Origin of the sequence: Aeromicrobium sp. Leaf272 (assembly GCF_001422865.1) — a bacterium.
In the GTDB taxonomy this organism is placed as follows: domain Bacteria; phylum Actinomycetota; class Actinomycetes; order Propionibacteriales; family Nocardioidaceae; genus Aeromicrobium.
In genome coordinates, this window is record NZ_LMMY01000013.1 from 450,956 (window position 1) to 476,139 (window position 25,184).

Annotated in this window: 29 protein-coding genes; 19 read left to right on the top strand and 10 right to left on the bottom strand. The window is 72.8% G+C overall.

Features of this window, described 5'->3' with window-relative positions; genetic code table 11:
- Positions 1 to 9: 9 nt before the first annotated feature.
- On the bottom strand, positions 10 to 438 hold the full coding sequence (locus ASF38_RS11370; protein WP_235493007.1) for a class F sortase: 429 nt from the start codon (positions 436 to 438) through the stop codon (positions 10 to 12).
- A 151-nt stretch (positions 439 to 589) separates the two neighbouring features.
- The gene (locus ASF38_RS11375; RefSeq protein WP_056576146.1) at positions 590 to 1,399 is read right to left on the bottom strand and encodes a CHRD domain-containing protein; all 810 of its coding nucleotides are present in this window, start codon (positions 1,397 to 1,399) and stop codon (positions 590 to 592) included.
- Between the two features lie 217 nt (positions 1,400 to 1,616).
- Here ASF38_RS11375 and ASF38_RS11380 point away from each other — a divergent pair, with 217 nt between their 5' ends.
- The 3 genes from ASF38_RS11380 (at position 1,617) to ASF38_RS11390 (ending at position 3,350) form a co-directional block, all read left to right on the top strand.
- Positions 1,617 to 2,123 carry a sigma-70 family RNA polymerase sigma factor gene (locus tag ASF38_RS11380; protein ID WP_200914507.1) on the top strand — a complete coding sequence of 169 codons (507 nt, stop codon included), beginning with the start codon at positions 1,617 to 1,619 and terminating at the stop codon, positions 2,121 to 2,123.
- Positions 2,120 to 2,839, top strand: a complete 720-nt coding sequence (locus ASF38_RS11385) for a hypothetical protein (protein WP_055965405.1) — start codon at positions 2,120 to 2,122, stop codon at positions 2,837 to 2,839. Before ASF38_RS11380 ends, ASF38_RS11385 begins: the two co-directional genes overlap by 4 nt.
- 85 nt (positions 2,840 to 2,924) lie before the next feature.
- Positions 2,925 to 3,350: a hypothetical protein gene (locus ASF38_RS11390; protein ID WP_056555399.1), complete on the top strand. Its 426-nt coding sequence runs from the start codon at positions 2,925 to 2,927 to the stop codon at positions 3,348 to 3,350.
- A gap of 7 nt (positions 3,351 to 3,357) precedes the next feature.
- Here the strand turns inward: ASF38_RS11390 and ASF38_RS11395 are convergent, their stop codons facing one another.
- Positions 3,358 to 4,074, bottom strand: coding sequence for an IclR family transcriptional regulator (locus ASF38_RS11395; protein WP_055965411.1), 717 nt, complete (start codon positions 4,072 to 4,074; stop codon positions 3,358 to 3,360).
- Between the two features lie 85 nt (positions 4,075 to 4,159).
- On the opposite strand from ASF38_RS11395, the gene leuC reads away from it, so the two are divergent.
- From leuC to ASF38_RS11415, 4 genes are read left to right on the top strand one after another with little or no spacing between them, the layout of a single operon-like run.
- Positions 4,160 to 5,584 carry a 3-isopropylmalate dehydratase large subunit gene (gene leuC / locus ASF38_RS11400; protein WP_055966407.1) on the top strand — a complete coding sequence of 475 codons (1,425 nt, stop codon included), beginning with the start codon at positions 4,160 to 4,162 and terminating at the stop codon, positions 5,582 to 5,584.
- Between the two features lie 5 nt (positions 5,585 to 5,589).
- A complete protein-coding gene (gene leuD, locus ASF38_RS11405) occupies positions 5,590 to 6,189 on the top strand; it encodes a 3-isopropylmalate dehydratase small subunit (RefSeq protein ID WP_055965413.1) in 600 nt (199 codons plus the stop codon).
- 40 nt (positions 6,190 to 6,229) lie between these two features.
- Positions 6,230 to 7,753: a hypothetical protein gene (locus ASF38_RS11410; RefSeq protein ID WP_156366903.1), complete on the top strand. Its 1,524-nt coding sequence runs from the start codon at positions 6,230 to 6,232 to the stop codon at positions 7,751 to 7,753.
- A gap of 10 nt (positions 7,754 to 7,763) precedes the next feature.
- Positions 7,764 to 8,243, top strand: coding sequence for a hypothetical protein (locus ASF38_RS11415; protein WP_056576152.1), 480 nt, complete (start codon positions 7,764 to 7,766; stop codon positions 8,241 to 8,243).
- On the opposite strand, the gene ASF38_RS11420 is transcribed toward ASF38_RS11415, so the two are convergent.
- The gene (locus ASF38_RS11420) at positions 8,240 to 8,518 is read right to left on the bottom strand and encodes a hypothetical protein (protein WP_056576155.1); all 279 of its coding nucleotides are present in this window, start codon (positions 8,516 to 8,518) and stop codon (positions 8,240 to 8,242) included. The two genes, ASF38_RS11415 and ASF38_RS11420, sit on opposite strands and share 4 nt — an antisense overlap.
- Positions 8,519 to 8,625: 107 nt before the next feature.
- On the opposite strand from ASF38_RS11420, the gene ASF38_RS11425 reads away from it, so the two are divergent.
- Together ASF38_RS11425 and ASF38_RS11430 are read left to right on the top strand one after the other, a co-directional pair.
- Entirely contained in the window at positions 8,626 to 9,465 is an 840-nt protein-coding gene (locus tag ASF38_RS11425) for a 1-acyl-sn-glycerol-3-phosphate acyltransferase (RefSeq protein ID WP_082480700.1), read from the top strand.
- Complete coding sequence (locus tag ASF38_RS11430; protein WP_055965428.1) at positions 9,465 to 10,466, top strand: NAD(P)H-dependent glycerol-3-phosphate dehydrogenase; 1,002 nt, start codon at positions 9,465 to 9,467, stop codon at positions 10,464 to 10,466. The genes ASF38_RS11425 and ASF38_RS11430 overlap by 1 nt, the downstream gene beginning before the upstream one ends.
- Before the next feature lie 21 nt (positions 10,467 to 10,487).
- Here ASF38_RS11430 and ASF38_RS11435 read toward each other — a convergent pair whose 3' ends face one another.
- Positions 10,488 to 11,552, bottom strand: coding sequence for a PLP-dependent aspartate aminotransferase family protein (locus ASF38_RS11435; RefSeq protein ID WP_055966410.1), 1,065 nt, complete (start codon positions 11,550 to 11,552; stop codon positions 10,488 to 10,490).
- Positions 11,553 to 11,663: 111 nt separating this feature from the next.
- Here ASF38_RS11435 and ASF38_RS11440 point away from each other — a divergent pair, with 111 nt between their 5' ends.
- Positions 11,664 to 12,755, top strand: coding sequence for a D-alanine--D-alanine ligase family protein (locus ASF38_RS11440; protein ID WP_055965431.1), 1,092 nt, complete (start codon positions 11,664 to 11,666; stop codon positions 12,753 to 12,755).
- A gap of 204 nt (positions 12,756 to 12,959) precedes the next feature.
- Here the strand turns inward: ASF38_RS11440 and ASF38_RS18105 are convergent, their stop codons facing one another.
- Both ASF38_RS18105 and ASF38_RS18110 read right to left on the bottom strand, forming a co-directional pair.
- On the bottom strand, positions 12,960 to 13,427 hold the full coding sequence (locus tag ASF38_RS18105; RefSeq protein ID WP_055965434.1) for a DUF3515 domain-containing protein: 468 nt from the start codon (positions 13,425 to 13,427) through the stop codon (positions 12,960 to 12,962).
- 2 nt (positions 13,428 to 13,429) lie between these two features.
- A complete protein-coding gene (locus ASF38_RS18110; RefSeq protein ID WP_055966413.1) occupies positions 13,430 to 13,666 on the bottom strand; it encodes an Lrp/AsnC family transcriptional regulator in 237 nt (78 codons plus the stop codon).
- Between the two features lie 81 nt (positions 13,667 to 13,747).
- On the opposite strand from ASF38_RS18110, the gene ASF38_RS11455 reads away from it, so the two are divergent.
- Positions 13,748 to 14,737 carry a thiamine-phosphate kinase gene (locus ASF38_RS11455; RefSeq protein WP_056576159.1) on the top strand — a complete coding sequence of 330 codons (990 nt, stop codon included), beginning with the start codon at positions 13,748 to 13,750 and terminating at the stop codon, positions 14,735 to 14,737.
- 103 nt (positions 14,738 to 14,840) lie between these two features.
- On the opposite strand, the gene ASF38_RS11460 is transcribed toward ASF38_RS11455, so the two are convergent.
- Together ASF38_RS11460 and rpmB are read right to left on the bottom strand one after the other, a co-directional pair.
- Entirely contained in the window at positions 14,841 to 16,277 is a 1,437-nt protein-coding gene (locus tag ASF38_RS11460) for an amidase (RefSeq protein WP_235493008.1), read from the bottom strand.
- Positions 16,247 to 16,432 carry a 50S ribosomal protein L28 gene (gene rpmB / locus ASF38_RS11465; protein ID WP_055965440.1) on the bottom strand — a complete coding sequence of 62 codons (186 nt, stop codon included), beginning with the start codon at positions 16,430 to 16,432 and terminating at the stop codon, positions 16,247 to 16,249. Before rpmB ends, ASF38_RS11460 begins: the two co-directional genes overlap by 31 nt.
- Before the next feature lie 166 nt (positions 16,433 to 16,598).
- Between rpmB and ASF38_RS11470 the strand changes: the two genes are divergently transcribed.
- From ASF38_RS11470 to coaD, 4 genes are read left to right on the top strand one after another with little or no spacing between them, the layout of a single operon-like run.
- Positions 16,599 to 18,194 carry a DAK2 domain-containing protein gene (locus tag ASF38_RS11470; protein ID WP_055965445.1) on the top strand — a complete coding sequence of 532 codons (1,596 nt, stop codon included), beginning with the start codon at positions 16,599 to 16,601 and terminating at the stop codon, positions 18,192 to 18,194.
- A gap of 10 nt (positions 18,195 to 18,204) precedes the next feature.
- Positions 18,205 to 20,385, top strand: coding sequence for an ATP-dependent DNA helicase RecG (locus ASF38_RS11475; protein ID WP_056576160.1), 2,181 nt, complete (start codon positions 18,205 to 18,207; stop codon positions 20,383 to 20,385).
- Complete coding sequence (gene rsmD / locus ASF38_RS11480) at positions 20,382 to 20,936, top strand: 16S rRNA (guanine(966)-N(2))-methyltransferase RsmD (RefSeq protein WP_055965453.1); 555 nt, start codon at positions 20,382 to 20,384, stop codon at positions 20,934 to 20,936. Before ASF38_RS11475 ends, rsmD begins: the two co-directional genes overlap by 4 nt.
- Positions 20,937 to 20,949: 13 nt before the next feature.
- A complete protein-coding gene (gene coaD, locus ASF38_RS11485) occupies positions 20,950 to 21,429 on the top strand; it encodes a pantetheine-phosphate adenylyltransferase (RefSeq protein ID WP_055965456.1) in 480 nt (159 codons plus the stop codon).
- Positions 21,430 to 21,444: 15 nt separating this feature from the next.
- Here coaD and dinB read toward each other — a convergent pair whose 3' ends face one another.
- A complete protein-coding gene (gene dinB, locus ASF38_RS11490; RefSeq protein WP_056576163.1) occupies positions 21,445 to 22,647 on the bottom strand; it encodes a DNA polymerase IV in 1,203 nt (400 codons plus the stop codon).
- Between the two features lie 302 nt (positions 22,648 to 22,949).
- Between dinB and ASF38_RS11495 the strand changes: the two genes are divergently transcribed.
- The 4 genes from ASF38_RS11495 to mutM are packed head-to-tail and all read left to right on the top strand — an operon-like array spanning position 22,950 to position 25,171.
- Complete coding sequence (locus ASF38_RS11495) at positions 22,950 to 23,408, top strand: DUF177 domain-containing protein (RefSeq protein WP_311209400.1); 459 nt, start codon at positions 22,950 to 22,952, stop codon at positions 23,406 to 23,408.
- Positions 23,409 to 23,411: 3 nt separating this feature from the next.
- Positions 23,412 to 23,597: a 50S ribosomal protein L32 gene (rpmF, locus tag ASF38_RS11500; protein WP_055965465.1), complete on the top strand. Its 186-nt coding sequence runs from the start codon at positions 23,412 to 23,414 to the stop codon at positions 23,595 to 23,597.
- Positions 23,575 to 24,309, top strand: coding sequence for a ribonuclease III (gene rnc, locus ASF38_RS11505; protein WP_156364829.1), 735 nt, complete (start codon positions 23,575 to 23,577; stop codon positions 24,307 to 24,309). Before rpmF ends, rnc begins: the two co-directional genes overlap by 23 nt.
- A gap of 7 nt (positions 24,310 to 24,316) precedes the next feature.
- Positions 24,317 to 25,171, top strand: a complete 855-nt coding sequence (gene mutM, locus ASF38_RS11510) for a bifunctional DNA-formamidopyrimidine glycosylase/DNA-(apurinic or apyrimidinic site) lyase (RefSeq protein ID WP_056576166.1) — start codon at positions 24,317 to 24,319, stop codon at positions 25,169 to 25,171.
- Positions 25,172 to 25,184 lie beyond the last annotated feature (13 nt).

The window sequence follows — 25,184 nt, forward strand, 5'->3', positions numbered from 1 at the left end:
TCTGAGGACTCAGACCTCGGAGGCGAAGACGACCCGGTTCTCGGTGTACCGGCCGATCCCGCGGTCGTAGGGTCCCGTGCAGGTGATGAGGCGGACCTGCGACCCCGCCGCCCTGCCGTAGACGTCCTCGGTGGGAAAGCGGCTGTCCTGCGGCACGTCGCGCACCTCGGTGACCTCGTAGGTGCGGCGCTGTCCGCGAGCGTCGAGGACGCTCAGCTGCTCGCCGACCTCCAGCTCGGTCAGCCGCGCGAACACGGCCGGCCCGGTGCGGGAGTCCTTGTGGCCCACGATGACGGTGGGGTAGGTCTCGCCCGGCTTGCCGCCGCCCGTGAACCAGCCGACGCGGGCCGGATCCTCGGGCACCTCGAGCTCGCCGGTCCCCGCATCGATGCCCAGGCCGACGAGCGACTCGTCCAGACCCAAGGGCGGGATCGTCACGCGGATCGGAGCTGCAGCGGCCCGCGGGGCCTGGCTCGTCGGCGCGGCCGTCGTGGTCGTCTCCGCCGGTCGCGGGGCAGGGGCCCGGTCCTGCCCGCCACACCCTGCGAGGAGCGTGACGAGCAGGACCAGGCCGGCCAGTCGGCGAATCTCAGGCACCCTGCCGACGACGTGCGGCGACGGCGCCCGCAGCAGCGAGTCCGACGAGCGTCAGGGCGACGTAGGGAGCGGTCGGGGTGGAGCCGGCGGTTCCGCCCTCCCCGGTGTCGACCCCGTTGCGCGGGACCACGCGATCCTCGTCGTCGGCGTTCTCCTCACCGGCGTCCTCGTCATCGGTCCCGCCGCTCTGCGGACCGCCGGCACCGTTGGCCTCGTCCAGGAGCTCCTGGCTGAAGGCCAGCTGACCGCGCACGGCGCCGGGGACGTTGGCGGCCGTGTGGGTGTCGGCCGAGAAGCCGGCGGGGTTCGCCTCGATCTGGTCGAGGGTGAAGCCCGTGCCGGTGTCCTGGCCTTCCGCGCTCAGGCCGGTCGTGAACGGTCCTTCGGAGCAGCCGCTGCTGTTGCGGATGTCGGAGTCCTCCGGGCCGGGGTTCGGGAACGACAGGCGCGGGGGCCCGTTCTGGCCGGCCGGCGTCTGGTGGATGTGCGTGGCGGTGCGGGCGGCGCTCTGGTACGGCGGTGCGACGCCCTCGGTGGTGATGTCCCAGCAGATGATCTCCTCGTCGGAGTTGATCAGGAAGATGAACGTGCCGGAGCCGTCCTCCTGGCCCACGCCGACCGTGCCGTCGGGTCCGACGACCTGGTCACCGGTCGCCTCGGCGACGAACGCGCTGGTGAAGGTCTCCGGGCGCTCGACCTGCTCCGTGGTGTCGGCTGTCGCGGTCGAGGCGAGTCCGCCGAGTGCCAGGGGCAGTGCGGCGGCGAGGCCGGCCGCTGCGGTCCATCGAGTCGATCGGGTCATGGTCGTCCCTTCGTCGTGTGGCGTCCGGCGACGCCGGTCGTGTCGGGATACGAGGCGGAGCGCCGGTGCGTTCACCAGGACGGCGAGGGATCTTCGCGAGAACGTTCGCGGCCGACGCGGCGTACACCTCTCCATGACCGCTTCCGTGACCGTGTTGCCGTGCCCCGGCGCGCCGACGGGCCTACCGTGGAGCAACCTCGCGAGAAGGGCGGTCCGGATGACGGCTGAGGGCTTCGACGTGCGCTCCGCGTACGCCGAGCACGGCCGTGACCTCCTGGGCTTCGCCGTGAACGCCGTGGGCGACCGGGGCCTCGCCGAGGAGTGCGTGCAGGAGACCTTCACCCGCGCCTGGCAGGCGCGCGAGCGCTTCGACGCCGCCCGGGCGTCGTCGAGGACGTGGCTCTTCGCGATCGCCCGCAACGTCGTGATCGACGCCCTGCGCCGCCGTGGGCGCCGCCCGATGACGCTGGTGCCGGACGTCCGGGAGCCGCGTGAGGTCCGACCGCCGGAGAGCGACCAGGTGGACGACCACGTCGGCCTGGTGTGGGCGCTGGCCCAGATCTCCGCGGACCAGCGCCGCGTGATCGTGGCGGTGCGCCTGGAGGGTCTCACCTACGATCAGCTGTCCGAGCGTGACGGGGTGCCGGTCGCGACGCTGCGCACCCGGATGTTCCACGGCCTGCGCGCCCTGCGCGCGCTGCTCGACGAGGAGGGAGCCTCATGACCACGCCCCAGGAGCGCATCGACCAGCTGCTCGCGGCCGCTGCCACGGGCGACCTCGACGAGGCCGAGGCCGCCGAGCTGGAGGCGTTGGTCGCCGAACGTCCCGAGCTGCGCGCCGAGCTCGACGCGCTGCGCAGCGCCGTGGGGACGCTCGACGAGTGGGCCCTCGCGGGCGGTGCGTGGAGCGACGTGCCGCCCTCGACCGCGCTCGACGCGGCGATCGGCCGGATCGGGGCCACCGGAGCAGCGCCCGTCGGGCCTGCGCCCCGTCCCCGGTCCGCTCGTCGTCGGCTGGGGCTGGTCGCCGCCGCCGTGGCGCTCGTCGCGGCCGGCTCGGCGACCACGCTCGGCGTCCAGGCCGTCCTGGGCGACGGCACCGTCGAGGGCCCGCCCGGCACGCTCGGCGCCGTCGAGCGGCTCGCTCCCTCGGTCAGCGACGACAGCCCGCTGCCCGGGCGCGTCGACGCGGCGTTCGTCGCCCACACCTGGGGCACGGAGGCCGTGCTCGACGTCGCCGGCACCCGGCCCGGGGAGGTCTACGTCGTCTACGTCGTGGACGAGCAGGGGCGCGACGTGGAGGCGGGCGCCTTCCTGGGCTCGGCGGTGGAGGTCCACTGCCGCATGAACGCCGCCGTGCTGCGCGAGGACGTCGCGGGCCTGCGCGTCGCGGACGCCTCCGGCGTCACGGTGGCGACCGCCACGGCACCCACGCTGTGAGCCGGAGCAGGGGTCCGTGCAGGTTCACCTCCGCGTCACCTCCGTCTGCCATGATTCGGCCGAGTCCGACCATGCGAGGAGCGAGATGGCCAAGGTGAAGAAGTCCGAGAAGGCGTCCGGCGGCGCGAAGAAGTCCTCGAAGAAGGGCGGCCCGAGCAGCGCGAAGGAGCTGGCCAAGGCGCAGGGGCAGGTCGAGAAGCTGCGTGGCTCGGTGGATCAGCTCGAGCGCAAGCTCGAGAAGGCCAAGGGCAAGGCGGCGCAGTGGAAGGCCGAGGCTCGGCAGGAGCGTTCCAAGGTGGCCAAGCTCGAGGCCAGGCTCCGTCGCGCCACCCGTGACGCCCCTGTCGACCACGCTCCGCCCGCGGAGCGCGGAGACCTGCCCGTCGAGGAGTCGCCCGTCCCCGACGAGTCCTGGACCGTGGTGCGGCTGCGCGCGGCGGCCCGCGAGAAGCAGGTCCCCGGTGCGTCCCGGATGACGAAGGGCGCCTTGCTCGAGGCCCTGCGCGGGTAGACGGAGGTCAGCCGGCGCGGCGCAGGCTCTGGCTGAGCCGTTCCGCGGCGGCGGCCACGGCAGGTGCGTGCATGCGCCCCGGCTGCCGGGTCAGGCGTTCCAGGGGACCGGAGACCGATACGGCGGCGACCACCTTGCCGGAGGGGGAGCGGACCGGGGCGGAGACCGACCCGACACCCGGCTCGCGCTCGCCGACGCTCTGCGCCCATCCGCGGCGACGCACGGCGGACAGCTCGGCGGCCGAGAAGGTGGCCTTGAGCAGCCCCTTGTTCATGCGCTCGGGGTCCTCCCACGCCAGCAGGATCTGGGCAGCGGACCCGGCTGCCATGGTGAGCTGGCCTCCGACGGGGATCGAGTCGCGCAGACCGGTCGGCCGGTCCGCCGCCGCCACGCACACCCGGAAGTCGCCCTGTCGGCGGTACAGCTGCGCCGACTCGCCGGTGATGTCGCGCAGACGTGCGAGCACCGGACCCGCGGCGGCCAGCAGGCGGTCCTCGCCGGCGGCGGCGGCGAGCTCGCCGAGCCGCGGTCCGAGCACGAAGCGTCCCTGCATGTCGCGGGAGACGAGCCGGTGGTGCTCGAGCGCCACGGCGAGCCGGTGGGCCGTCGGCCGCGCGAGGCCGGTCGCGGCGACCAGCCCGGCGAGGGTGGCGGGTCCGGGCTCGAGGGCCGAGAGCACGAGAGCGGCCTTGTCGAGCACACCCACTCCACTGGCGTTGTCCATGCCTTGATACTGCCGTATCGTATGGTGAGACGCAAGTGCTAGGCTGACGCCGCACTGACGACGACGCAGAGGAGAGATGATCGCGATGGGCAGGACGCTCGCGGAGAAGATCTGGGACGACCACGTCGTCCGCACGGCCGAGGGCGAGCCCGACCTGCTCTACATCGACCTCCACCTCATCCACGAGGTCACGAGCCCGCAGGCGTTCGACGGCCTGCGGCTGTCCGGCCGTCCCGTCCGCCGGCCCGACCTGACCCTCGCCACCGAGGACCACAACATCCCGACGACGGACCTCGACAAGCCGATCGCCGACCCCGTCTCCCGCACCCAGGTCGAGACGCTGCGTCGCAACGCCGAGGAGTTCGGCGTCCGCCTGCACCCGATGGGCGACATCGACCAGGGCATCGTCCACGTGGTCGGACCGCAGCTGGGCCTCACCCAGCCGGGCATGACCATCGTGTGCGGCGACTCCCACACCTCCACCCACGGCGCCTTCGGGTCGATCGCCTTCGGCATCGGCACGAGCGAGGTCGAGCACGTGCTCGCCACCCAGTCGCTGTCGCAGGCCAAGCCGAAGATGATGGCCGTCGACGTCGACGGCACGCTGCCTCCCGGGTCGACGGCCAAGGACCTGATCCTCGCGCTCATCACGCAGGAGACGACCGGTGGCGGCCAGGGCTACATCGTCGAGTACCGCGGCGAGGCGATCCGTGCGCTCTCCATGGAGGAGCGCATGACGATCTGCAACATGAGCATCGAGTGGGGAGCGAAGGCCGGGCTCATCGCTCCGGACGAGACCACCTTCGAGTACATCCAGGGCCGCCCGCACGCTCCGCAGGGCGAGGCGTGGGACGAGGCCGTGGCGTACTGGACGAGCCTCACCACCGACGACGACGCCCACTTCGACAAGGTGATCCGGATCGACGCGTCCGAGATCACGCCCTTCGTCACCTGGGGGACGAACCCCGGCCAGGGCGCCCCGCTCTCGGGCACGGTGCCGGATCCGGAGAGCTTCGAGGAGCCGACCGAGCGCGAGGCCGCCGCGAACGCGCTCGCCTACATGGGTCTGGAGGCCGGCACGCCGCTGCGTGACATCAGCGTCGACACCGTGTTCGTCGGCTCGTGCACGAACGGCCGGATCTCCGACCTGCGCCGCGCCGCCGAGCTCATCGAGGGCCGCACGGTGGCCGAGGGCACGCGCATGCTCGTCGTGCCCGGCTCGGTGAGGGTTCGGCTGCAGGCCCAGGAGGAGGGTCTCGACCGGATCTTCACCGACGCCGGCGCGGAGTGGCGCGGAGCGGGATGCTCCATGTGCCTCGGCATGAACCCCGACCAGCTGACCCCGGGGGAGCGCAGCGCCTCCACGTCCAACCGCAACTTCGAGGGACGCCAGGGCAAGGGCGGCCGCACCCACCTCGTCTCGCCCGACGTCGCCGTGGCCACGGCCGTGCTGGGCCACCTGGCCAGCCCGGCCGACCTCGAGCCCGTCCCCGCGACCGCAGGAGCCTGATCACGATGGAGAAGTTCACCTCGCACACCGGCGTCGGCGCCCCGCTGCGGCGCAGCAACGTCGACACCGACCAGATCATCCCCGCCGTCTACCTCAAGCGCGTCACGCGCACCGGCTTCGAGGACGGACTGTTCGCGGCCTGGCGCAACGACCCCGAGTTCGTCCTGAACCGCGACGCCTTCCGCGACGCGACCGTGCTGGTGGCCGGTCCGGACTTCGGCACCGGCTCGTCGCGCGAGCACGCCGTCTGGGCCCTGCAGAACTACGGCTTCAAGGCCGTGATCAGTTCACGGTTCGGTGACATCTTCCGTGGCAACTCCGGCAAGGCCGGGCTGCTGGCCGCCCAGGTGGACGACAAGGTCGTGCAGCGCCTGTGGGACCACCTCGACGCGAACCCGGGCGCGACCGTCACGGTCGACCTCGAGTCGCGCACGGTGCGTGCCGGTGAGGGTCCCGACGCCATCGAGGACTCGTTCACGATCGACGACTACACGCGCTGGCGCCTGCTCGAGGGTCTCGACGACATCGCGATCACGCTCTCGCACGACGACGACATCGCCACCTACGAGAGCCGGCGCCCCGCGTTCAAGCCCGCCACGCTCTGACGGAACGCCCCGAGCGGCACCGGGGCGCTACTCTCCGTCCATGACGACGGGGGTGGTCCGGAGCAGGACCAGGCGTGCTGCCTCGACGGTCCTGGCAGGTCTCGTGGCCGCGGCGGTGCTGACGGGCTGTGGCGTCGACGACGACGACGTGGCCGCGCTCGAGGAGCTCGCCGGCGTCGAGCGAGCGAGCTCCAGCTGCGAGCTGGGGCGCTGCAGCGTCCGCGTGGAGGTCCGCCCGACCATCCGCGCTTCGCAGCTCACCACGGTGTTCGGCGAGGCTCGCGACACGGGCGCCACCACCGTGGAGGTCGTCGAGGGAGAGGCCGACGACGCTGCGTCGTCCGAGCCGCGTGGCTCCGACCCCCGCGTCTCGGTGTCGCTCGACGAGGACAGCGAACGATCCGCGGACGCGGCCACGGCGCGCCTCGCCGTGGCCAGCTTCGAGCTCGCCGGTGTCTCGTCGTGGGGCCTGACGCGTGCCGCCGACCGCAGCACGCTCACCGCGTCGGTGCAGGAGTCGCCCGATCTGCAGTGGCCGACGGGCCGTGACCTCTGGGACGGCGTCGCGACGCTCCCGAGCCCGGGCATGGTCCTCACGACCCGGCCGGAGAACCGTTCCGGGGCCAGCCGGCTCGTGGTCTCCGAGGAGTACCCCGAGCGTGCCGTCGCGTTCACGGTGGCGGTGGCCGAGGAGTTCGGGGCGTCCCGGCTCACCGGCGTGAGCATCGGGTCCCGGCCCGAGGACGAGGAGCAGGACGGCACGGGCGTGCTCCTCGGGGTCCGGTCCGCCTCCGACGCGACGGCGCTGGAGGCCCTCCTCGACGACGCTCGTGGCGGGGACGGCCTCGCCGTCTCCGTCGTGGTGGCTGACAACGTGCTCGCCGCCCGTCCCGACCCGACGCAGGATCCCGACGGCGGCGACACCGGCACGGAGGCCGACCGCCGCGCCCTGCTCAGCAGCCTCGAGGACGAGCCCGCCGTGAGCGCCTCGGTCCAGGCCAACACGCTCCGGGTGCGTGCCCTGGGTCCGCTCGACGAGGTACGTGCGGCCCTCGAGCGCGCCCGCCGCGCACATCCCGACTCCTACGCGCGCGTGCCGGTCACGGTCGAGCCCGACACGGTGCCGTCCGGTACCGGTTCGGGCGACCCGGAGGAGCAGGAGATCGACCTGTCGACGGTCGGCAGCCTCGACCTGCTCGACCTCGTGGCCGACCTCGGCGAGGTCGACGGCGCAGGTGCGGTCGGGGTGCAGGCCCACGGCGAGAAGTACGACTACCTGAAACCTCCCTCCGACACCGACGCCTTCGTCTCCGTCCGGGCGCAGCGGCCCGGCATCGACGAGCTGGACGCGCTCGTGCAGGACGTGGCCCGGGTGCTGTCCCGCTGGAAGGGCCCCGAGACGTCTCTCAGCATGTCGATCGGCGTCGAGGACCCGGAGGGGCGTCAGGCCTCGGTGGTCCTGCGCATCGACCGGCGCTCGGGCACGTGGGTCGCCAGCTCGTCGGAGCGCGGGACCGAGGACAGGATCGCGAGCGGCATCCGCGCGTGGACGTCTGCGTCGTGAGCGCACCGCGATGACCAGGGTCGTCGTGGAGGTCTCCTCCGTGGTGCCCGCGCCGCAGGAGGTGGTGTGGGCTCGTGTGGCCTCGGTCGAGGGCATCGACCACGAGCTGGGCCCGTGGCTCTCGATGACGCTGCCTCGCGGCGCGAGAGGGCTCGACGTTCACTCGCTCCCGGTCGGGGTTGCCCTCGGGAAGGCGTGGATCCGTCTGTTCGGGGTGCTTCCCGTCGAGTACGACGACCTCACGGTGGTCGAGCTCGACCACGGCCGTCGGTTCCACGAGGTCTCGCGGATGCTCAGCGCGCGGCGGTGGGAGCACGAGCGCACGCTCACGTCCGGCCCGGACGGAGGCACGCACGTGCACGACCGACTCACGGTCGAGCCGCGGCTCGCGCTCGCGGCTCCCGTGGTCCGTCGGCTCGTCGGCGCGCTGTTCGGCCACCGGCACCGGCGTCTCGCGCGGTGGTGCGCCACGCGGTCGACCGGTCCCTAGGGCTGCTTCGTGACCGCCGCGTGGATCTGGGCGACCTGCTGGGCGATGAGCGGCACCTGGTGCAGCAGCTCCAGCTCGGACTGCAGCTCCGCGAGGAGGTTCTTGACCTCACCGAGGGCCTGCCGGGTCTCGGCCAGCGTGACGTCGACCGTGCCGAGGGTCGTGTCGACGCTGCCGAGCGTGCCGTCGACACGACCGAGCACCCCGTCCACGTTCTTCAGCGCAGTGTCGGCGCGGTTGAGCACGGCGGCGGGATTCGCGGGGAGGAGGGCCATGCACGACCAACGAGCCGAAGGGCTTCTCGTCACCCCGGGCGCCGACACGGTCCCCACCGCGGGGACCGCGACGCCGAACGAGCCCCTCTCGTCATAGGCTCGCCCCCATGGATCGCCCTGCGGATCGCCTCGTGCTCCCGAGAGCCACGCGGTGGATCGTCCGGATCCTCCGTCCGTTCCTCATGGTGGCGACGAAGCGGGACTGGCGCGGCGTCGAGAAGCTGCCGACGGACGGTGGCTACGTGCTCGCCCCGAACCACCTCTCGCACCTCGACCCGATCCTCATCAGCCACTTCATGGTCGACCACCAGGTCGCGCCTCGGTTCCTGGCGAAGGACACGCTGTTCTCGGTGAAGGGGCTGGGCGCGATCCTGCACGGCGCGGAGCAGATCCCGGTCCACCGCAGCACCGAGGGTGCGGCCGAGTCGCTGCGCTCGGCCGTGGCCGCCGTCGAGTCGGGCAAGGTCGTCACCATCTACCCCGAGGGCACGATCACCCGCGACCCCGAGCTCTGGCCCATGAGCGGACGGACCGGGGCCGTGCGCGTGGCCCTGGCCACCGGTCGACCGCTCGTGCCCATGGCGCAGTGGGGGGCCCAGAAGATCCTGTGGCCCTACACCAAGGTCCCGAAGTTCCTGCCGCGCAAGACCATCCACGTCGTGATCGGCGACCCGGTCGACCTGTCCGACCTCAGGGACCGGCCGCTCACCGAGGAGGTCCTGCGCACCGCCACGGGTCGACTCATGGACGCGCTCACGGCGATGGTCGGCGAGATCCGCGGTGAGCTGCCGACGGGGCCCCGCATCGACGTGCACACGCTGGCCCGGCCGCGCAGCGACTTCCGGGCGCCCCTCGAGGGCGGCCCCGCCCCCGCACCGAACGACCCCGCACCGCATGACGTTGCACCCGCCGATCCCGGCGGTGCCGACACCCCGAAGGAGCCGTGATGGTCAGGACTGCCGTGATGGGAGCAGGATCGTGGGGCACCGCGTTCGCCCTGGTGCTGGCCGACGCCGGCAACGAGGTGCGGCTGTGGGGACGCCGAGCCGAGCTCTGCGACGCGATCAACGCCACCCACGAGAACGCCGACTACCTGCCGGGGATCGAGCTGCCCGAGGCCATCCGGGCCACGAACGACCCCCGGGAGGCACTCGACGGCGCGGAGGTGGTCGTGCTGGCCGTCCCGTCGCAGCAGCTGCGCGCCAACCTCGGGGACTGGGGCGCCGCGATCGGTGACGACGCCGTCCTGGTGAGCCTCATGAAGGGTGTCGAGCTCGGGACCCACCTGCGGATGAGCGAGGTCATCGCCGAGCTCACCGGTGCGGGCCCCGAGCGCATCGCCGTGGTCACCGGGCCCAACCTCGCCAAGGAGATCGCCCGCCGCGAGCCGGCGGCCAGCGTGGTGGCCTGCGCCGACCAGGCCGTGGCCGAGCGCCTCCAGCAGCTCTGCCACACCGCCGCCTTCCGTCCGTACACCAACACCGACGTCATCGGCTGCGAGCTGGGCGGCACCACGAAGAACATCATCGGCCTGGCGGTCGGGGTGTGCGTGGGACTCGGGTTCGGCGACAACACCAAGGCGTCGGTGATCACGCGCGGGCTGGCCGAGACCGCCCGCCTGGGCATCGCGATCGGCGCCGACCCGCTCACCTTCTCCGGGCTCGCCGGCATGGGCGACCTGGTCGCGACCTGCTCGTCCCCGTTGTCCCGCAACCGCAGCTTCGGCGAGAAGCTGGGCCAGGGGCTCAGCGTCGAGGAGGTCACCGCGCAGACCCGTCAGGTCGCCGAGGGCGTCAAGTCCTGCCAGTCGGTCGCCGAGCTCGCCGCCGCGCACGACGTCGACATGCCGATCGTCGCCCATGTCGCCGCGCTCATCGCCGGCGAGATGGACCCGGAGAACCTGGTCAAGGCCCTCATCTCGCGCGAGGCCAAGCCCGAGGTGCGCTGACGCGGACGTCGCCCCGAGGCGTCAGATCGACGCGAGGGAGCGTTCCACGTCGTACCAGATGTCCTCGACGTCCTCGATGCCCACGGACAGCCGCACGAGGTTCTCCGGCACGCCGGACGGCTCCTGCTCGTGGCGCCGTCGCCGCTCCCACGTGGACTCCACGCCGCCGAGGCTCGTGGCGTAGGTGATGACGTCGGACAGCTCGGTGACCTTCTGCGCCGTCTCGGGACCACCCAGGACCTCGAAGGAGACGATCGTGCCCCAGCCGGGGTAGCGGACGCCGGTGACGACCCGCGACGTCTGCAGCCGGGTGGCGATCTCGCGGGCGTTGGCCTCGGCGCGGTCCAGGCGCACGTGCAGGGTGCGGATGCCGCGGGTGGCGAGCCAGCACTCGAGTGCGCCGGGGATGGCACCGAGGTTCGCGCGCCGTGCCTCGATGGCCCGGTGCGCGCGGTCGTTCCCGGTGACGACCGCGCCCAGGATCACGTCGCTGTGGCCCGAGATCAGCTTCGAGGCCGAGTGCACCACGAAGTCGGCCCCGAGCTCGAGCGGCTTCTGGCGGAGCGGCGTCGCGAAGGTGTTGTCGACGGCCACGGCCGTGCCGGACCGCGCGGCCTCGCTCGCGATGCGCTCGATGTCGGCCACCTCCAGCAGCGGGTTGGTGGGCGACTCCAGCCACACGAGGGCGGCGTCGTCGGCGGCGTCGATCACGGCCTGGGTGTCGGTGACGTCGACGAGGCGCAGGTCGATGAGTCCGCGCCGGGCACGCTCGCGCAGCTGCACGAGGGTGCCGGAGTAGGCCGCCGCGGGCGCGACGACGGCCGCCCGCGCGGGCACGAGGTCGAACACCGCGGTCGTGGCGGCCTGGCCGGAGGCGAACGCCAGGGCGCGTCCGCCCTCGAGGGCACCCAGCACCTCCTCGAACGCGGTCCAGGCCGGGTTGCCGTGCCGCCCGTACTCGGAGTCCCCGCCGGGCACGAGCGCGCTCGCGAGCGTGATCGGTGCGTTGAGTGGTGCCCCCGGGGTGCGAGCGGGTCGACCGGCTCCGACGGCGATCGTCGAGGAGGAGAGGTCGGGTCCGTGCATGGCCACCATTGTGCCCCGCCGGTCCGCATCGGCCCAGGGCCCGGGGACCCCCTTCCGTCGGTGACGTGGCGCACGCTCGGGACAGGGGTGGCCGGGCTAGGCTGTCGTGCGATGAACTCCAGCGCACCGGCAGTGACTCCGACGGGGGACTCGACCGCTCGACCCAGGGTCGCCGTCGTGTTCGGCGGTCGGTCCAGCGAGCACGGGGTCTCGTGCCTCACCGCCCGCAACGTGGTGTCCGTGATCGACCGGGGTCGGTACGACGTGACCACCGTGGGGATCACCCCCGACGGACGATGGGTGCGCGACGACCTCGGGGGCGTCGTCCCCGACGGTGGTCTGCCGCACGTCGATCCCGACGGGGCGCCGTTCGCGTGGGAGGAGTTGCGTGACGTCGACGTGGTGCTGCCGCTGCTGCACGGCCCGTGGGGCGAGGACGGCACGATCCAGGGTCTGCTGGAGATGGCGGGAGTCCGGTACGTCGGCGCCGGGGTGCTCGCGAGCTCCGTCGGCATGGACAAGCCGTTCACCAAGACCGTGTTCTCGGCCGCCGGGCTGCCGCAGATCGCCTACGTGACGATCACCCCGCGCCAGTGGGACCTCGAGCGCGAGAAGGTGCTGGACCGGGTGCGGGCGCTGCGGCTCCCCGTCTTCGTGAAGCCCGCACGCGCCGGCTCCAGCTCGGGGGTGACGAAGGTCGACGACCCCTCGCAGCTCGTGGCCGCGGTGGAGGCGGCCCGTGAGCACGATCCGAAGGTGATCGTGGAGGCGGCCGCGATCGACAAGCGCGAGCTCGAGGTCGGCGTGGTGCAGCGTCTCGACGGCACGGCCGAGGCGAGCGTGGTGGGCGAGGTCCGCAACGACGACGCGACCCACGACTTCTACGACTTCGAGGCCAAGTACCTCGACGGCTCGAGCGCCAACCTCGTGCCCGCCGACATCTCCGACGTGCTGTCCGAGCGGATCCGCGCCTACGCGATCCAGGCCTTCGAGGCGCTGGGCTGCGAGGGGCTCGCCCGCGTCGACTTCTTCCTCACCGGCACGGCCCCGGACGGTCTCGTGGTCAACGAGATCAACACCATGCCGGGCTTCACCTCCACGTCGATGTTCCCCGTGCTGTGGGAGGCCAGCGGTGTCTCGTACGCCGACCTGGTCGACCGCCTGCTGCAGCTGGCCCTGCAGCGCGAGCCCGGTCTGCGCTAGGCCGGTCTCGGCCGAGTGGCCGCGGCGAGGGTGGTGCCGGACTCACGCACGATTCTGCCTTCGGGAGTGAACCTCCGAAGGATTCTGCAGTCGCGACGGGATCCCGTCGCGAACGCAGCCTCGTTCGAGCTTCCGTGCACGAACGCAGAATCGTGCGTCACTCTGGCGGCGCTCCGGGTGCTCGCCTGGTTCCGGACCCGACGCTCAGCCGCGGCAGGGCTGCTCGACCGGCAGGTGCTTGTCGATGCTCTCGGCGAGGTCGACCAGCACGTCGGCCGCGGGGTCGTGCACGGCCGGGACGTCGACCTCGACGTTCGCGCGTCGGCCGACGGTCGTGAAGCGGAAGCCGTTGGCCGTCTGCTCGTCGAACCAGTCGACCCCGTCGACGAGCTTGCACTCGGAGGTGGGCTCGAACGCCTCGGGCGTGGGGACGCCGCAGCGCAGCACCACGGGCGGGTCGCCCCACGCCGCGGCGGGGACGTCCTGCTCGAGGGTGCGTCGGTCGAGGCCGTCCACTGACGAGGGCAGGTCGGCGATCAGTGCCCCGCAGTCGACGTCGGTGCCCGGTGCGGTGGGGTAGGCGTCGACGAGCACGCCGCTGCCGCAGGCCGCGAGCGGGACGAGGCTCGCGGCGACGACGAGGCCGAGACGACGCCCGGCGTGGCGGGGCACCGTCAGATCTTGACGACGGGGCAGGTCAGCGTGCGGGTGATGCCGGGGACCTTCTGGATGCTCTGGACGACGAGCGTGCCGAGCTGGTCCATCGAAGGACCTTCTGCGCGGACGATCACGTCGTACGGGCCGGTGACGTCCTCGGACACCGTGACACCCTGGATCGCGGCGATCTCCTGCGCGACCTGGGAGGCCTTGCCGACCTCGGTCTGGACGAGGATGTAGGCCTGGACCGTCATGCTGACCTCCGTGCTCGGGAACCTCGACACCATACTCGACCTCGCAGGTGGGTCGCCGCCCGGCTGGTCCACAATGGGCGGGTGCCAGCACAGGAGCAGGGAGCGGCCGACGCCTCGAGTCCGTCGTCGGTGTCCGACGTGGGCGAGTTCGGCCTCATCGACCAGGTGCAGGCGGCCGCGGGATCGCACCCGCGGGTGCTGATCGGACCCGGTGACGACGCTGCGCACGTGCGGACCCACGACGGGACGTTCGTGGTCTCCACGGACCTCCTCGTGGAGGGTCGGCACTTCCGGCGCGACTGGTCCTCGGCGCTCGAGATCGGCCGCAAGGCCGCCGCGGCGAACCTGTCGGACGTCAACGCCATGGGGGGTGTGGCCACGGCGCTCACGGTCGGGCTCGGCGTCCCCGCGGACACTCCGTCGGCCTGGGTCGTGGAGCTGGCGAAGGGGTTCGAGCAGGAGGCCGCTCTCGTCGGTGCACACGTGGTGGGCGGTGACATGACGGCCAGCGACGTCGTGGTGGTCGCGGTCACCGTCATGGGCGACGCGCCGCGACCGGTGCGCCGGTCGGGTGCCCTGCCCGGCGACGTCGTGGCGGTGGCAGGACGGCTGGGCTGGTCCGCTGCCGGGTACGCCGCGATGAGCCGCGGGTTCCGCTCGCCGAAGGCTGCGGTGGAGGCGCACCGCTGCCCCCGGCCTCCGTACGCGGCGGGTCCGGCGGCCGCCGATGCCGGCGCGACGGCGATGATCGACGTGAGCGACGGTCTCCTCGCCGACCTCGGCCACGTCGCCGTGGCCAGCGGGGTGCTCATCGACCTGCGGTCGTCGACGCTCGCGATCGACGAGCCCGTGCGCACCGTGGCGGAGGCGCTCGGCACCGATCCGCTCGCGATGGTCCTGACCGGGGGCGAGGACTTCGCCCTCGCTGCCACGTTCAGCTCGGCGACCGAGCTGCCGGCCGGGTGGTCCGTCATCGGCTTGGTGCGCGACGTCGCGGGGGAGGAGTCGCCCGCGGTGCACGTCGACGACGCCCCCTGGGACGGCGACACCGGCTGGCAGCACTGGCGCTGACTCGCGCCGTACGACCATCCGCTGACCGAGTAGCCGCCCCGGCGACGAAGGAGCACGGGGTGGTGTGTCGAGATCGAGGCCTTGGCGCCGCCGAGCGGAAGCGTCAGTCCTGGATGCGCGCGAACGGCTGGGCGGCCTCGAGCTCGTAGGACAGCTCGAGCAGCGTGCGCTCGTCGCCGTGCAGCGCCTGGAGCTGGACGCCGATCGGCAGGCCCTCGGCGGTGCGGCCGAGCGGCAGCGAGACGGCGGGGGAGCCCGTGGCGTTGTTGAGTGGGGTGAACGCGGCGTACCGGACCAGGCGGTCGAACATCTCCGGGAACGCGCCGTTGGGTGACAGGTGCCCCAGGCGCGGCGTGGTGTGCGCCAGCGTGGGGGAGAGCGCGGCGTCGAGACGGTTCTCGGCGAAGTGCTCGCGCAGCTCGTGCTCGCTGCGCTTGAGCGTACGGATCGCCCCCGGCGTGCGCCAGAACGAGCGGGCGAAGCGGCGCGCCAGGTGCTGCGTGAGGGGGTCGGTGGCCGACTTGTCGAACTGCGGGTGCATGACCCGCTTGCCGAAGTGGTGGGTCGAGAAGGCCAGCATCGCCCAGTAGTGCTTGAACGCCTCGGCGAAGGCGTCGGCCGCGGGCAGCGGCACCTCCACGACCTCGTGCCCGAGCGACGTGAGTCGATCCGCCGTGGCGAGCACCGCCGCGCGGGTCTCGTCGTCGGTCGGCGTGTCGGTGAGCGAGTCGAGCACCAGGCCGATGCGCAGACGACGGTCGCCCGGTCCCTCGACGAGGCCGACGAGGGGGAGCCCCGGGGCCGTGCGGTGCGCCTCGGCCGCGGCCAGGAAGTGGGCGGTGTCGCGCACGGTGCGCGTGACCACGCCGTTGCAGACGACGTCGACGGGCATCTGCTCGGCGTGGGCGTCAGGCGCCAGCCGTCCCCGGGTCGGCTTGAGCCCGACCAGGCCGCACGCGGCGGCGGGGATGCGGATGGAGCCGCCACCGTCGTTGGCGTGGGCGATCGGGACGACGCCGGACGCGACGAGCGCTGCTGCGCCGCCGGAGGAGGCGCCGCTGGAGAAGTCGGTGTCCCACGGGTTGTGGGTGGCTTCCCACTGGTCGAACTCGGTGCTGGCGCTCCAGCCGAACTCCGGGAGGGAGGACTTGCCGAGCGGGACGAGGCCGGCGGCGCGCAGCTGCGTGGTGAACGGCGCGTCGGCCGCGGCCGGTGTCGGCGGGATGGCGCGCGAGCCCTGCCGCGTGGGCAGGCCTGCGACGTCGGTGTTGTCCTTGACGAACGTCGGGACGCCGGCGAGTCGACCTGTCAGGGGGCCGGACGCCAGGGCGAGCGCACGCTCGAAGTCGTCGACGACGATCGCGTTGAGGTGCGGCTCGACCGCGGCTGCACGGGCGACGGCAGCCTGAGCAGCCTCGACCGCGCTGATGCTTCCATCGGCGATCGAGGCCGCCACGCCGACGGCGTCGAGCTCACCGAGAGCATCGTCGCCGAAGGCATGGACGTGCTTCAGCGGCTGACCTTGCCGGCCTTGAGGCACGACGTGCAGACGTTCAGGCGCTTGGGCGTGCCGTCGACGACGGCGCGCACGCGCTGGATGTTGGGGTCGAAACGACGCTTCGTGCGTCGGTGCGAGTGGGACACGTTGTGGCCGAAGCCAGGTCCCTTGGTGCACACGTCACAAACCGCTGCCACAGTGACCACTCCTGCTAACTCGATACGGGGATTCGTCGGACGACGAAAGATGAGGGGCGCCCGCACGGCGGGCAACCGCTCAAGGATAGCCGATGCCCACCGGGCGGGGCCAATCGCCCGTCGCGGGTGCCACCGGTACGTCCTGGGGCCACGCTAACCTCACCCCATGGTCCTGCGCCTGCGTCCCGACGCCTTCCGTGCGTGGACCCAGCTGTGCGTGCAGGCGCTGTCGGCCACCCGGGCCGAGATCGACGCGCTCAACGTGTTCCCGGTCCCCGACAGCGACACCGGGACCAACGCCTACCTGACCTTCGTGGCCGGGGCCGACGCGGTGGCGGCACTGCCCGACGACGTCGCCCTCGCCGACCTCGTCCGCGCCCACACCGACGGCCTGCTCACGGGAGCCAAGGGCAACAGCGGCGTCATCCTCTCCCAGCTCGTGCGCGCCACCTTCCACGACCTGTCCCTCGACGCCCCCGTCGAGCCCGCCGACGTCGCGCGGTCCTTCCGGGCCGCGTCCGATGCCGCGCACGCCGCCGTGGGTCGGCCGGTCGAGGGCACCATCTTGTCGGTGGCCCGGGCGGCGGCCGAGGGGGCCGAGCACGCGGTGGAGTCCGGCGCGGAGGCCCGCGACGTGTTCGCCCTGGCTGCCGCGTCGGCGCGGGTCGCGCTGGCCAGGACGCCCGAGCAGATGCCGAGGCTCGCCCAGGCCGGCGTGGTCGACGCGGGCGGTCGCGCCCTCGTGGTGGTGCTCGACGCCACCGAGCGCGCCCTCACCGGCCGCGCCCCCGAGCCGGCGGCCCACCACGTGCCGCGCCCCGTGGCGCCCGCCGGCGACGACTTCGTCGAAGGGGGTCCGGGCTACGAGGTCATGTACCTGCTCGACGCCGACGACAGCGAGATCCCCGCACTGCGCACCGCGCTCGACGGCCTGGGCGACTCGCTCGTCGTCGTGGGCGGCGAACGGCTGTGGAACGTCCACGTGCACGTCGACGACGTGGGCGCCGCGATCGAGGCCGGCATGCAGGCCGGCCGGCCGTACCGCATCGCCGTCACCCACTTCGCCGACCAGATCGCCCGTCAGCGGGGCGAGGCCGCGGTCGGTCGTGCCGTCGTGGTGGCCGCCACCGGCGCCGGGCTGGCCGACCTGTGCCGCGAGGCCGGGGCCCACGTCCTCGAGTTCACCCGTGACCGGCCCGTCGACGTCGCCACGATGCTCGGGACGCTGCGCTCCCTCGACGTCGCGGAGATCGTGGTGCTGCCCAACAACCAGCGCTACGTCGGCCTGTTCGACGCGGCGGCCAAGCAGGTGCGCGCCGACGGCGTGCGCGTCGCCGTCATCCCCACCCACGCCCAGGTGCAGGGTCTGGCGGCACTGGCGGTCCACGACCCCGGCCTGGACTTCGACGAGGACGTCGTCGCCATGTCGAGCGCGGCCGCCCACACCCAGCACGGCGCCGTCACGGTGGCCACCGAGCCGGGCATCACGATGGCCGGCCCGTGCGACGTCGGCGACGTGCTCGGCGTCGTCTCCGGCGACTTCGCGGTGGTCGGTCACGACGTCGCCGAGGTCGCGGGTGCGGTCCTCGACCGGCTCGTGTCCCCGGCGGCCGAGCTGGTCACCCTGGTCGTCGGCGACGGAGCCGACGACGACGTCGCGCAGGAGCTGTCCCGCCGCCTCCGGGCCGAGCGGGTCGACGTCGACGTGGTCGTCTACCAGGGCGGCCAGGAGAACTACCCGCTGTTCGTCGCGGTGGAGTAGGAGTGGGGCAGTGAGCACGACCCCCGCAGGCACGCCGACCAACCCGCCGCACCGTCGGCTGCGCTCGGTCGTGGGCGACGCGACGGCCAAGAAGCTGGCCACGCTCGGCCTCGAGACCATCGACGACCTGCTGCGCCACTACCCGCGGCGCTACGTGTCGCTGGGCGAGATGACCGACCTCGCGGCGCTCCAGGTCGGCCAGTACGCCACGGTCATGGCCCGCGTGGTCGAGGCGGTGAACCGGCGCTTCGGGCCGGGCGGGCGCAAGACCCGCACGGAGGTGACCATCACCGACGGGAACGCGCGGATCACCCTCACCTTCTTCTCCCAGCCGTGGCGGCAGGCGCAGCTGGCGCCCGGCACCGTCGGGCTGTTCGCCGGCGAGGTCGGGGCCTTCAACGGCCGTCTCCAGCTCACCCACCCGTTGTACGAGCCGCTCGAGGGCCCCGACGCCATGGAGGGGCGGATCGCGCGCGGCATCATCCCGATCTACCGGGCGAGCGCGAAGATCCCCTCGCTCGCCATCGAGCGCTCCGTCGAGACGGTGCTGGCGATCGCCGACGTCGAGGACCCGGTCCCGGCCGGCGTCCGGGCGTCCCGGGGCCTGCCGGCCGCCGCCGAGGCGTTCGAGATGATCCACCGGCCCCGCTCCACCGAGCAGTGGCAGCTCGCGCGCGACCGCTTCCGCTTCGAGGAGGCGTTCGTGCTGCAGACGGTGTTCGCCCAGCGTCGGCACGCCGCCCTGGGCCAGTCCGCAGCACCGCGACCCCGTCGCGTCGGCGGTCTGCGCGACGCCTTCGAGGAGCAGCTGCCGTTCACGCTCACCGACGGCCAGCGTTCCGTGGTGGCCGAGATCGAGGCCGATCTGGCCCGCGAGCACCCGATGCACCGGCTGCTCCAGGGCGAGGTCGGCTCGGGCAAGACGATCGTCGCGCTCCTGGCCATGCTCCAGGTCGTCGACGACGGTGCGCAGGCCGTGCTCCTGGCGCCCACCGAGGTGCTGGCCGCGCAGCACCACCGCGGCATCACGGCCATGCTCGGGGCGCTCGCGCAGGGCGGGATGCTCGGGGGAGCGGCCGAGGGCACGCGGGTGCGGCTGCTCACCGGGTCCATGGGGGCCAAGGCGCGCAAGGAGGCCCTGCTCGACGCCGCGTCCGGTGCCGCCGGGATCGTCATCGGCACCCACGCGGTGCTGCAGGACACCGTGCAGCTGGCCGAGCTCGGGCTCCTGGTGATCGACGAGCAGCACCGGTTCGGCGTCGAGCAGCGCGCCGTGCTGGTCGACCGCACGGAGGTCAAGCCACACGTCCTCGTCATGACGGCCACGCCCATCCCGCGCACGATCGCGATGACGGTGTTCGGCGACCTCGAGACCTCGACGTTGAGCGAGCTGCCCGGCGGACGTCGGCCCGTCCAGACCACCGTGGTCCCGGCGGCGGAGCGGCCCGACTGGCTCGCCCGGGCCTGGGACCGGGTGCGCGAGGAGGTCGCCGAGGGCCGCCAGGCCTACGTGGTCGTGTCGCGGATCGGTCAGGACGCCGAAGGGGCAGCGGTCGAGGCCGCCGACCCCGACGCCCCACCGACCCGGTCCCTGCTCGACCTGCACGACGAGCTGGCCGCCGGGCCGCTCGAGGGCCTGCGCCTGGGCATGCTGCACGGACGCCAGCCGGCCGACGAGAAGGACGCCACGATGACCGCCTTCGCGCGGGGCGAGATCGACGTGCTCGTGGCCACGACGGTGATCGAGGTGGGGGTCGACGTGCCCAACGCCACGGTGATGGTGGTCGTCGACGCCGAGCGGTTCGGGGTGTCGCAGCTGCACCAGCTGCGCGGACGGGTCGGGCGTGGTGGCCACCCCGGCCTGTGCCTGCTGGTCACCTCGGCGGAGGAGGAGTCGCCGTCGCGCGAGCGTCTCGACGCGGTCGCGTCCACGTCCGACGGCTTCGCCCTGTCGCGGCTCGACGCCGAGCAGCGGCGCGAGGGCGACGTGCTGGGCGCCGCCCAGTCGGGCATCCGCAGCAGCCTGCGCCTGCTGTCGGTGGTCAAGGACGAGAAGGTCATCGCCGACGCGCGTGAGGTCGCGACCGCCTTCGTCGAGTCCGATCCCGCGCTCGACTCGGCACCGGACCTGCGGCTCGCCGTCGACCGGCTCGAGGAGTCCCGGCAGGCCGACTACCTGGAGCGCACGTGACGCGGGTGATCGCCGGTCGGTGGGGCGGTCGCCGGCTCCGCACGCCCCCCGGCGACGGCACCCGTCCCACGTCCGACCGTGTGCGCGAGTCGCTCTTCGCGTCGTTGGTCTCGCTGTTCGGGGGCCTGGACGGGCTCCGGGTGCTCGACGTCTACGCCGGGTCCGGTGCGCTCGCCCTCGAGGCGCTGTCGCGTGGTGCTGCCTCGGCCGACCTGGTCGAGTCCGACCGTCGGGCAGCGCAGGTGGCACAGCAGAACGTCCGCGACCTCGGCGCCGAGGCCGTCGTGCACCGCACGAGCGCGGCGAGCTTCGTCGGGTCGGCGACGGGTCCCTACGACCTGGTCCTCCTGGACCCGCCCTACGCCGTCGGCACCGACGACGTCGCGGCCGTCGTCACCGGGCTCCACGCGGTGCTGGCCGACGACGCCGTGGTGGTGGTGGAGCGCTCGACCCGCACGCCGTTCGCGTGGCCGCCGGGCTTCGAGGGCTTCCGGGAGCGGGCCCACGGCGAGACGACCGTGTGGTTCGGAGCCCGCAGCGACGAGCCCTGATAGCGTCGGCGCCGTGACCCGTGTCGTCTGCCCCGGCTCCTTCGACCCGGTGACCAACGGTCACCTCGACATCGTGCGCCGGGCTTCCCGGCTGTTCGACGAGGTGGTCGTGGCCGTGCTGGTCAACGAGAACAAGAAGAGCCTGTTCTCGCTCGAGGAGCGCATGGACCTGCTCGCCCGAGCCACCTCCGACCTGCCGAACGTGTCGGTCGACTCCTTCCAGGGCCTGCTGGTCGACTTCTGCACCGAGCACGACGTGTCGGCCATCGTGAAGGGCCTGCGGGCGGTCTCGGACTTCGACTACGAGCTGCAGATGGCCCAGATGAACGGCAGCCTCACCGACGTCGACACCGTGTTCATCCCCACCAGTCCCGAGTACTCCTTCCTGGCCTCGAGCCTGGTCAAGGAGGTCGCGAAGGGCGGGGGAGACGTGAGCGGGCTGGTGCCCGACTTCGTGCTCGCGCGCCTGGACGAGGTCTTCGGCCGCTCCTGAGCTCCGGCGGACGGCTCAGTCGTCCGGCAGCGTCGGCATGGCGGGCCGCTCGCCCCGCCCGAGCTGGGCACCTCGACGCACCGCGAGTGCTCCGAAGCGATCACGGACGGCGTCGACCGCCGAGTCGAGCCCGGGGTCGTCGGCGGCCGTGAGCGGGAGCAGCAGCTGCTCGCCGTGGTCGTCGAGGCCGGCGGCCTGGAAGCCGACGAGGGTGATGCCCCGCCGAGCGATCTCGCCGTGACGCGACCGCAGCAGGTGCATCACCGCCTCGAGCAGCACCTGGGTGTGGGCGCTCGGCCGGGGCAGCGTGTGCGAGGTGGTGGAGCTGGTGAAGTCGTCGAACCGCACCCGCAGCACCACGGTCGACGCCGTCCGCCCCGCCGAGCGCAGACGCCGCGCCACGCGGTCGACGAGGCCGAGGAGCACCACCTCGACCTCCTGAGGGGTCCGTTCACCCCGGCCGAGGGCGTGCTGGGCCCCCATGGAGCGCCGCGACGGACGGGCCCGCACGCGCCGCGGGTCGTGGCCCGAGGCGAGCGCGTGCAGGTGTGCGGCCGCACCGACACCGACCAGCGAGGCGAGCTCACCTCGCTCCAGGGCGGCGACGTCGGCGATGGTGCGGATGCGGGCGGCGTGCAGCTTCTCGGTGGTGCGCGGCCCGACGCCCCACAGGGCCTGGACCGGCAGGGAGAGCAGGAAGCGGCGTTCGTCGTCGAGCGGGATCACGAGCAGGCCGTCGGGCTTGGCCATGGCGCTGCCGACCTTGGCGAGGTACTTGGTGCGCGCGACGCCCACCGAGATGGGCAGCCCGACCCGCTCGCGCACGTCGGCGCGCAGCTGCGTGGCGATCTGCGACGGTGCGCCCCGGATGCGGCGGAGGCCGCCGACCTCGAGGAACGCCTCGTCGATCGAGACGCCCTCGACCAGCGGGGTGGTGTCGTCGAAGACGGCGAACACCTCGCGGCTGGCCTGCGTGTAGGCCGCCGGACGGGGCGGCACCACCACCAGGTCGGGGCACAGCCGGAGGGCCTGACGCAGCCCCATCGCCCCCTTCACACCTCGGGCGCGTGCCTCGTAGGAGGCCGCCATGACCACGCCCCCGCCGACGGCCACCGGACGACCGCGCAGCGCGGGGTCGTCGCGGATCTCGACGGAGGCGAAGAAGGAGTCGAGGTCGGCGTGCAGCACCGTTCCCTCGCGCTCCGCCGACGTCTCCACGGCTCGAGGGTCCCACCATCCACCGACATACGGGGGCCCGTCGCTCCGGGGGAGCCCCGGAGGGCCCGGGCGGGTCGGAGGGTGCAGGTACGCGATTGGTGTCGCGGCGCGGGCACCGGTTATGATGGACGGCGGCCTGCTTGCAGGCTGTGATCTGCTGTGCACATCGACGGACGGACGTGAACGTGCAACCGGGCCCCTTGGTCTTCGACACCCAGGTGTTGGGACGCCGACCAGGGACCGAGCGTACGTTCACCAGGACCATCGAGGCGCCTGCGGATCTGGGCCACGACGTCTACGGCGTGCCCGAGGGATCGTCCATCGATCTCGAGCTCCGGCTCGAGGCCGTCATGGACGGGGTGCTGGCCACCGGCACCGCCTCGGCGCGAGCAGTGGGCGAGTGCGTCCGCTGCCTGGACCGGCTCGACGACACCGTCGTGGTGGACCTGCAGGAGCTGTACCTGTACGACCCGATCGGCGCCGGCGACGGTGCTGAGGAGGACGGGGAGGAAGACGAGCTTCCGGCCCTCGAGGACGACCTGCTCGACCTCGAACCCGTCCTGCGGGACGCGGTGGTGCTCGCACTGCCGCTCAACCCCGTGTGTGATCCGGAATGTCCGGGACTGTGCCCCGAGTGCGGGGCGCGCCTCGCGGACGATCCAGACCACACACACGGCGATCCGATCGACCCCCGCTGGGCGTCGTTGGGCCGCTTGACCCAGAACCTCCCGGGCGATGTCCCGGGGCCGAACAAGGAGTAGATCGTGGCAGTTCCGAAGCGGAAGATGTCGCGCAGCAACACGCGCCACCGCCGTTCGCAGTGGAAGACCACGGCGACCACCCTCGTCGACTGCGCCAACCCCGCCTGCGACTCGAAGGTCGTCCCGCACCGTGCGTGCGGTGAGTGCGGCCAGTACGGCGCGCGCGGTGAGCGTCGACAGGTCCTCTGATCCTCAGGGCCACGAAGCCCTGAGGGAGGTGCTCGGCGTCCCCGACCTGGACGCCGATCTCCTCGAGCACGCCCTGACGCACCGCTCGTACGCGTACGAGAACGGTGGACTGCCCAACAACGAGCGCCTGGAGTTCCTGGGCGACTCGGTGCTGGGTCTCGTCGTCACGGACGCGCTCTTCACCAACCACCCCGACCTCGCCGAGGGGCGGCTCGCCAAGCTGCGGGCCGCCGTCGTGAGTGCCAAGGCGCTCGCCGAGGTCGCGCACACCCTCGACCTCGGCTCCCACATCCGTCTGGGCCGCGGCGAGGAGGCCACGGGCGGACGCAACAAGTCGTCGATCCTCTCCGACACCGTCGAGGCCGTCATCGGGGCGATCTACGTGCAGTTCGGCATCGAGCGTGCCTCGGAGGTCGTGCACACGGTCTTCGACCCGTTCATCGCCCGTGCCGCCGACCTGGGCGCGGGTCTGGACTGGAAGACCTCGCTGCAGGAGATCGCCGCCAACCACGACCTCGGCGTGCCGCGCTATGCGATCGAGAGCGAGGGCCCCGACCACGACAAGACGTTCGCGGCGGCCGTGCTCGTCGGGGACCGGCGGTACGAGGGCGGCACCGGTCGTTCCAAGAAGGAGGCCGAGCAGCAGGTCGCCGAGATCGCGTGGCGGGCCATCACGGCCGAGGTGAGCCCGGCCGACGCCGTCGAGGTCTGAGCGGTTCGTGCCTGAGCTGCCCGAGGTCGAGGTCGTCCGGCGGGGCCTGGACACCCATGTCGTCGGCCGCACGGTCACGGCCGTCACGGTGCACGACGTGCGCTCGCTGAAGCGCCACCTGCCCGGCGCCGCCGACTTCGTCCCGCGGCTCGTCGGCCGGCGCGTCGCGTCGGCGCGGCGTCGGGGCAAGTACCTGTGGCTGGTGCTCGACGGCGACGAGGCGCTGCTGTGCCACCTCGGCATGAGCGGGCAGATGCTCATCAGCGACGCCGACGCCCCCGCGCCCAGGCACCTGCGCATCGTGCTGGACCTGGACGACGGTCGGCAGCTGAGGTTCGTCGACCAGCGGATCTTCGGCGGCATGATGCTCGCCGCCGTGGACGACGAGCAGGTCCCGACGACCATCGGCCACATCGCCCGCGACCCGCTCGACCCCTCGTTCGACCCCGACCTGTTCGCCGCGCGCCTGCGCCGACGCCGCACGGGCGTCAAGAGGGCGCTGCTGGACCAGACGCTCGTGTCGGGGGTCGGCAACATCTACGCCGACGAGTCGTTGTGGCGCGTGCCGCTGCACTACGCACGCGCCACCGAGAACCTGAGGGTGCGCGAGGTCGAGTCGCTGCTGGGCCACGTCGTCGACGTGATGGGTGAGGCGCTCGAGCAGGGCGGCACCTCCTTCGACGCGCTGTACGTGAACGTGAACGGCCAGAGCGGCTACTTCGACCGCTCCCTCGCCGCCTACGGCCAGGAGGGCGAGCCCTGCCCGCGCTGCGGCACCCCCATCCGCCGCGACGCGTTCATGAACCGCAGCTCCTTCACCTGCCCCCGCTGCCAGCCCCGCCCCCGCAACGGCCGCTTCTGACCCGGTCCGCGCC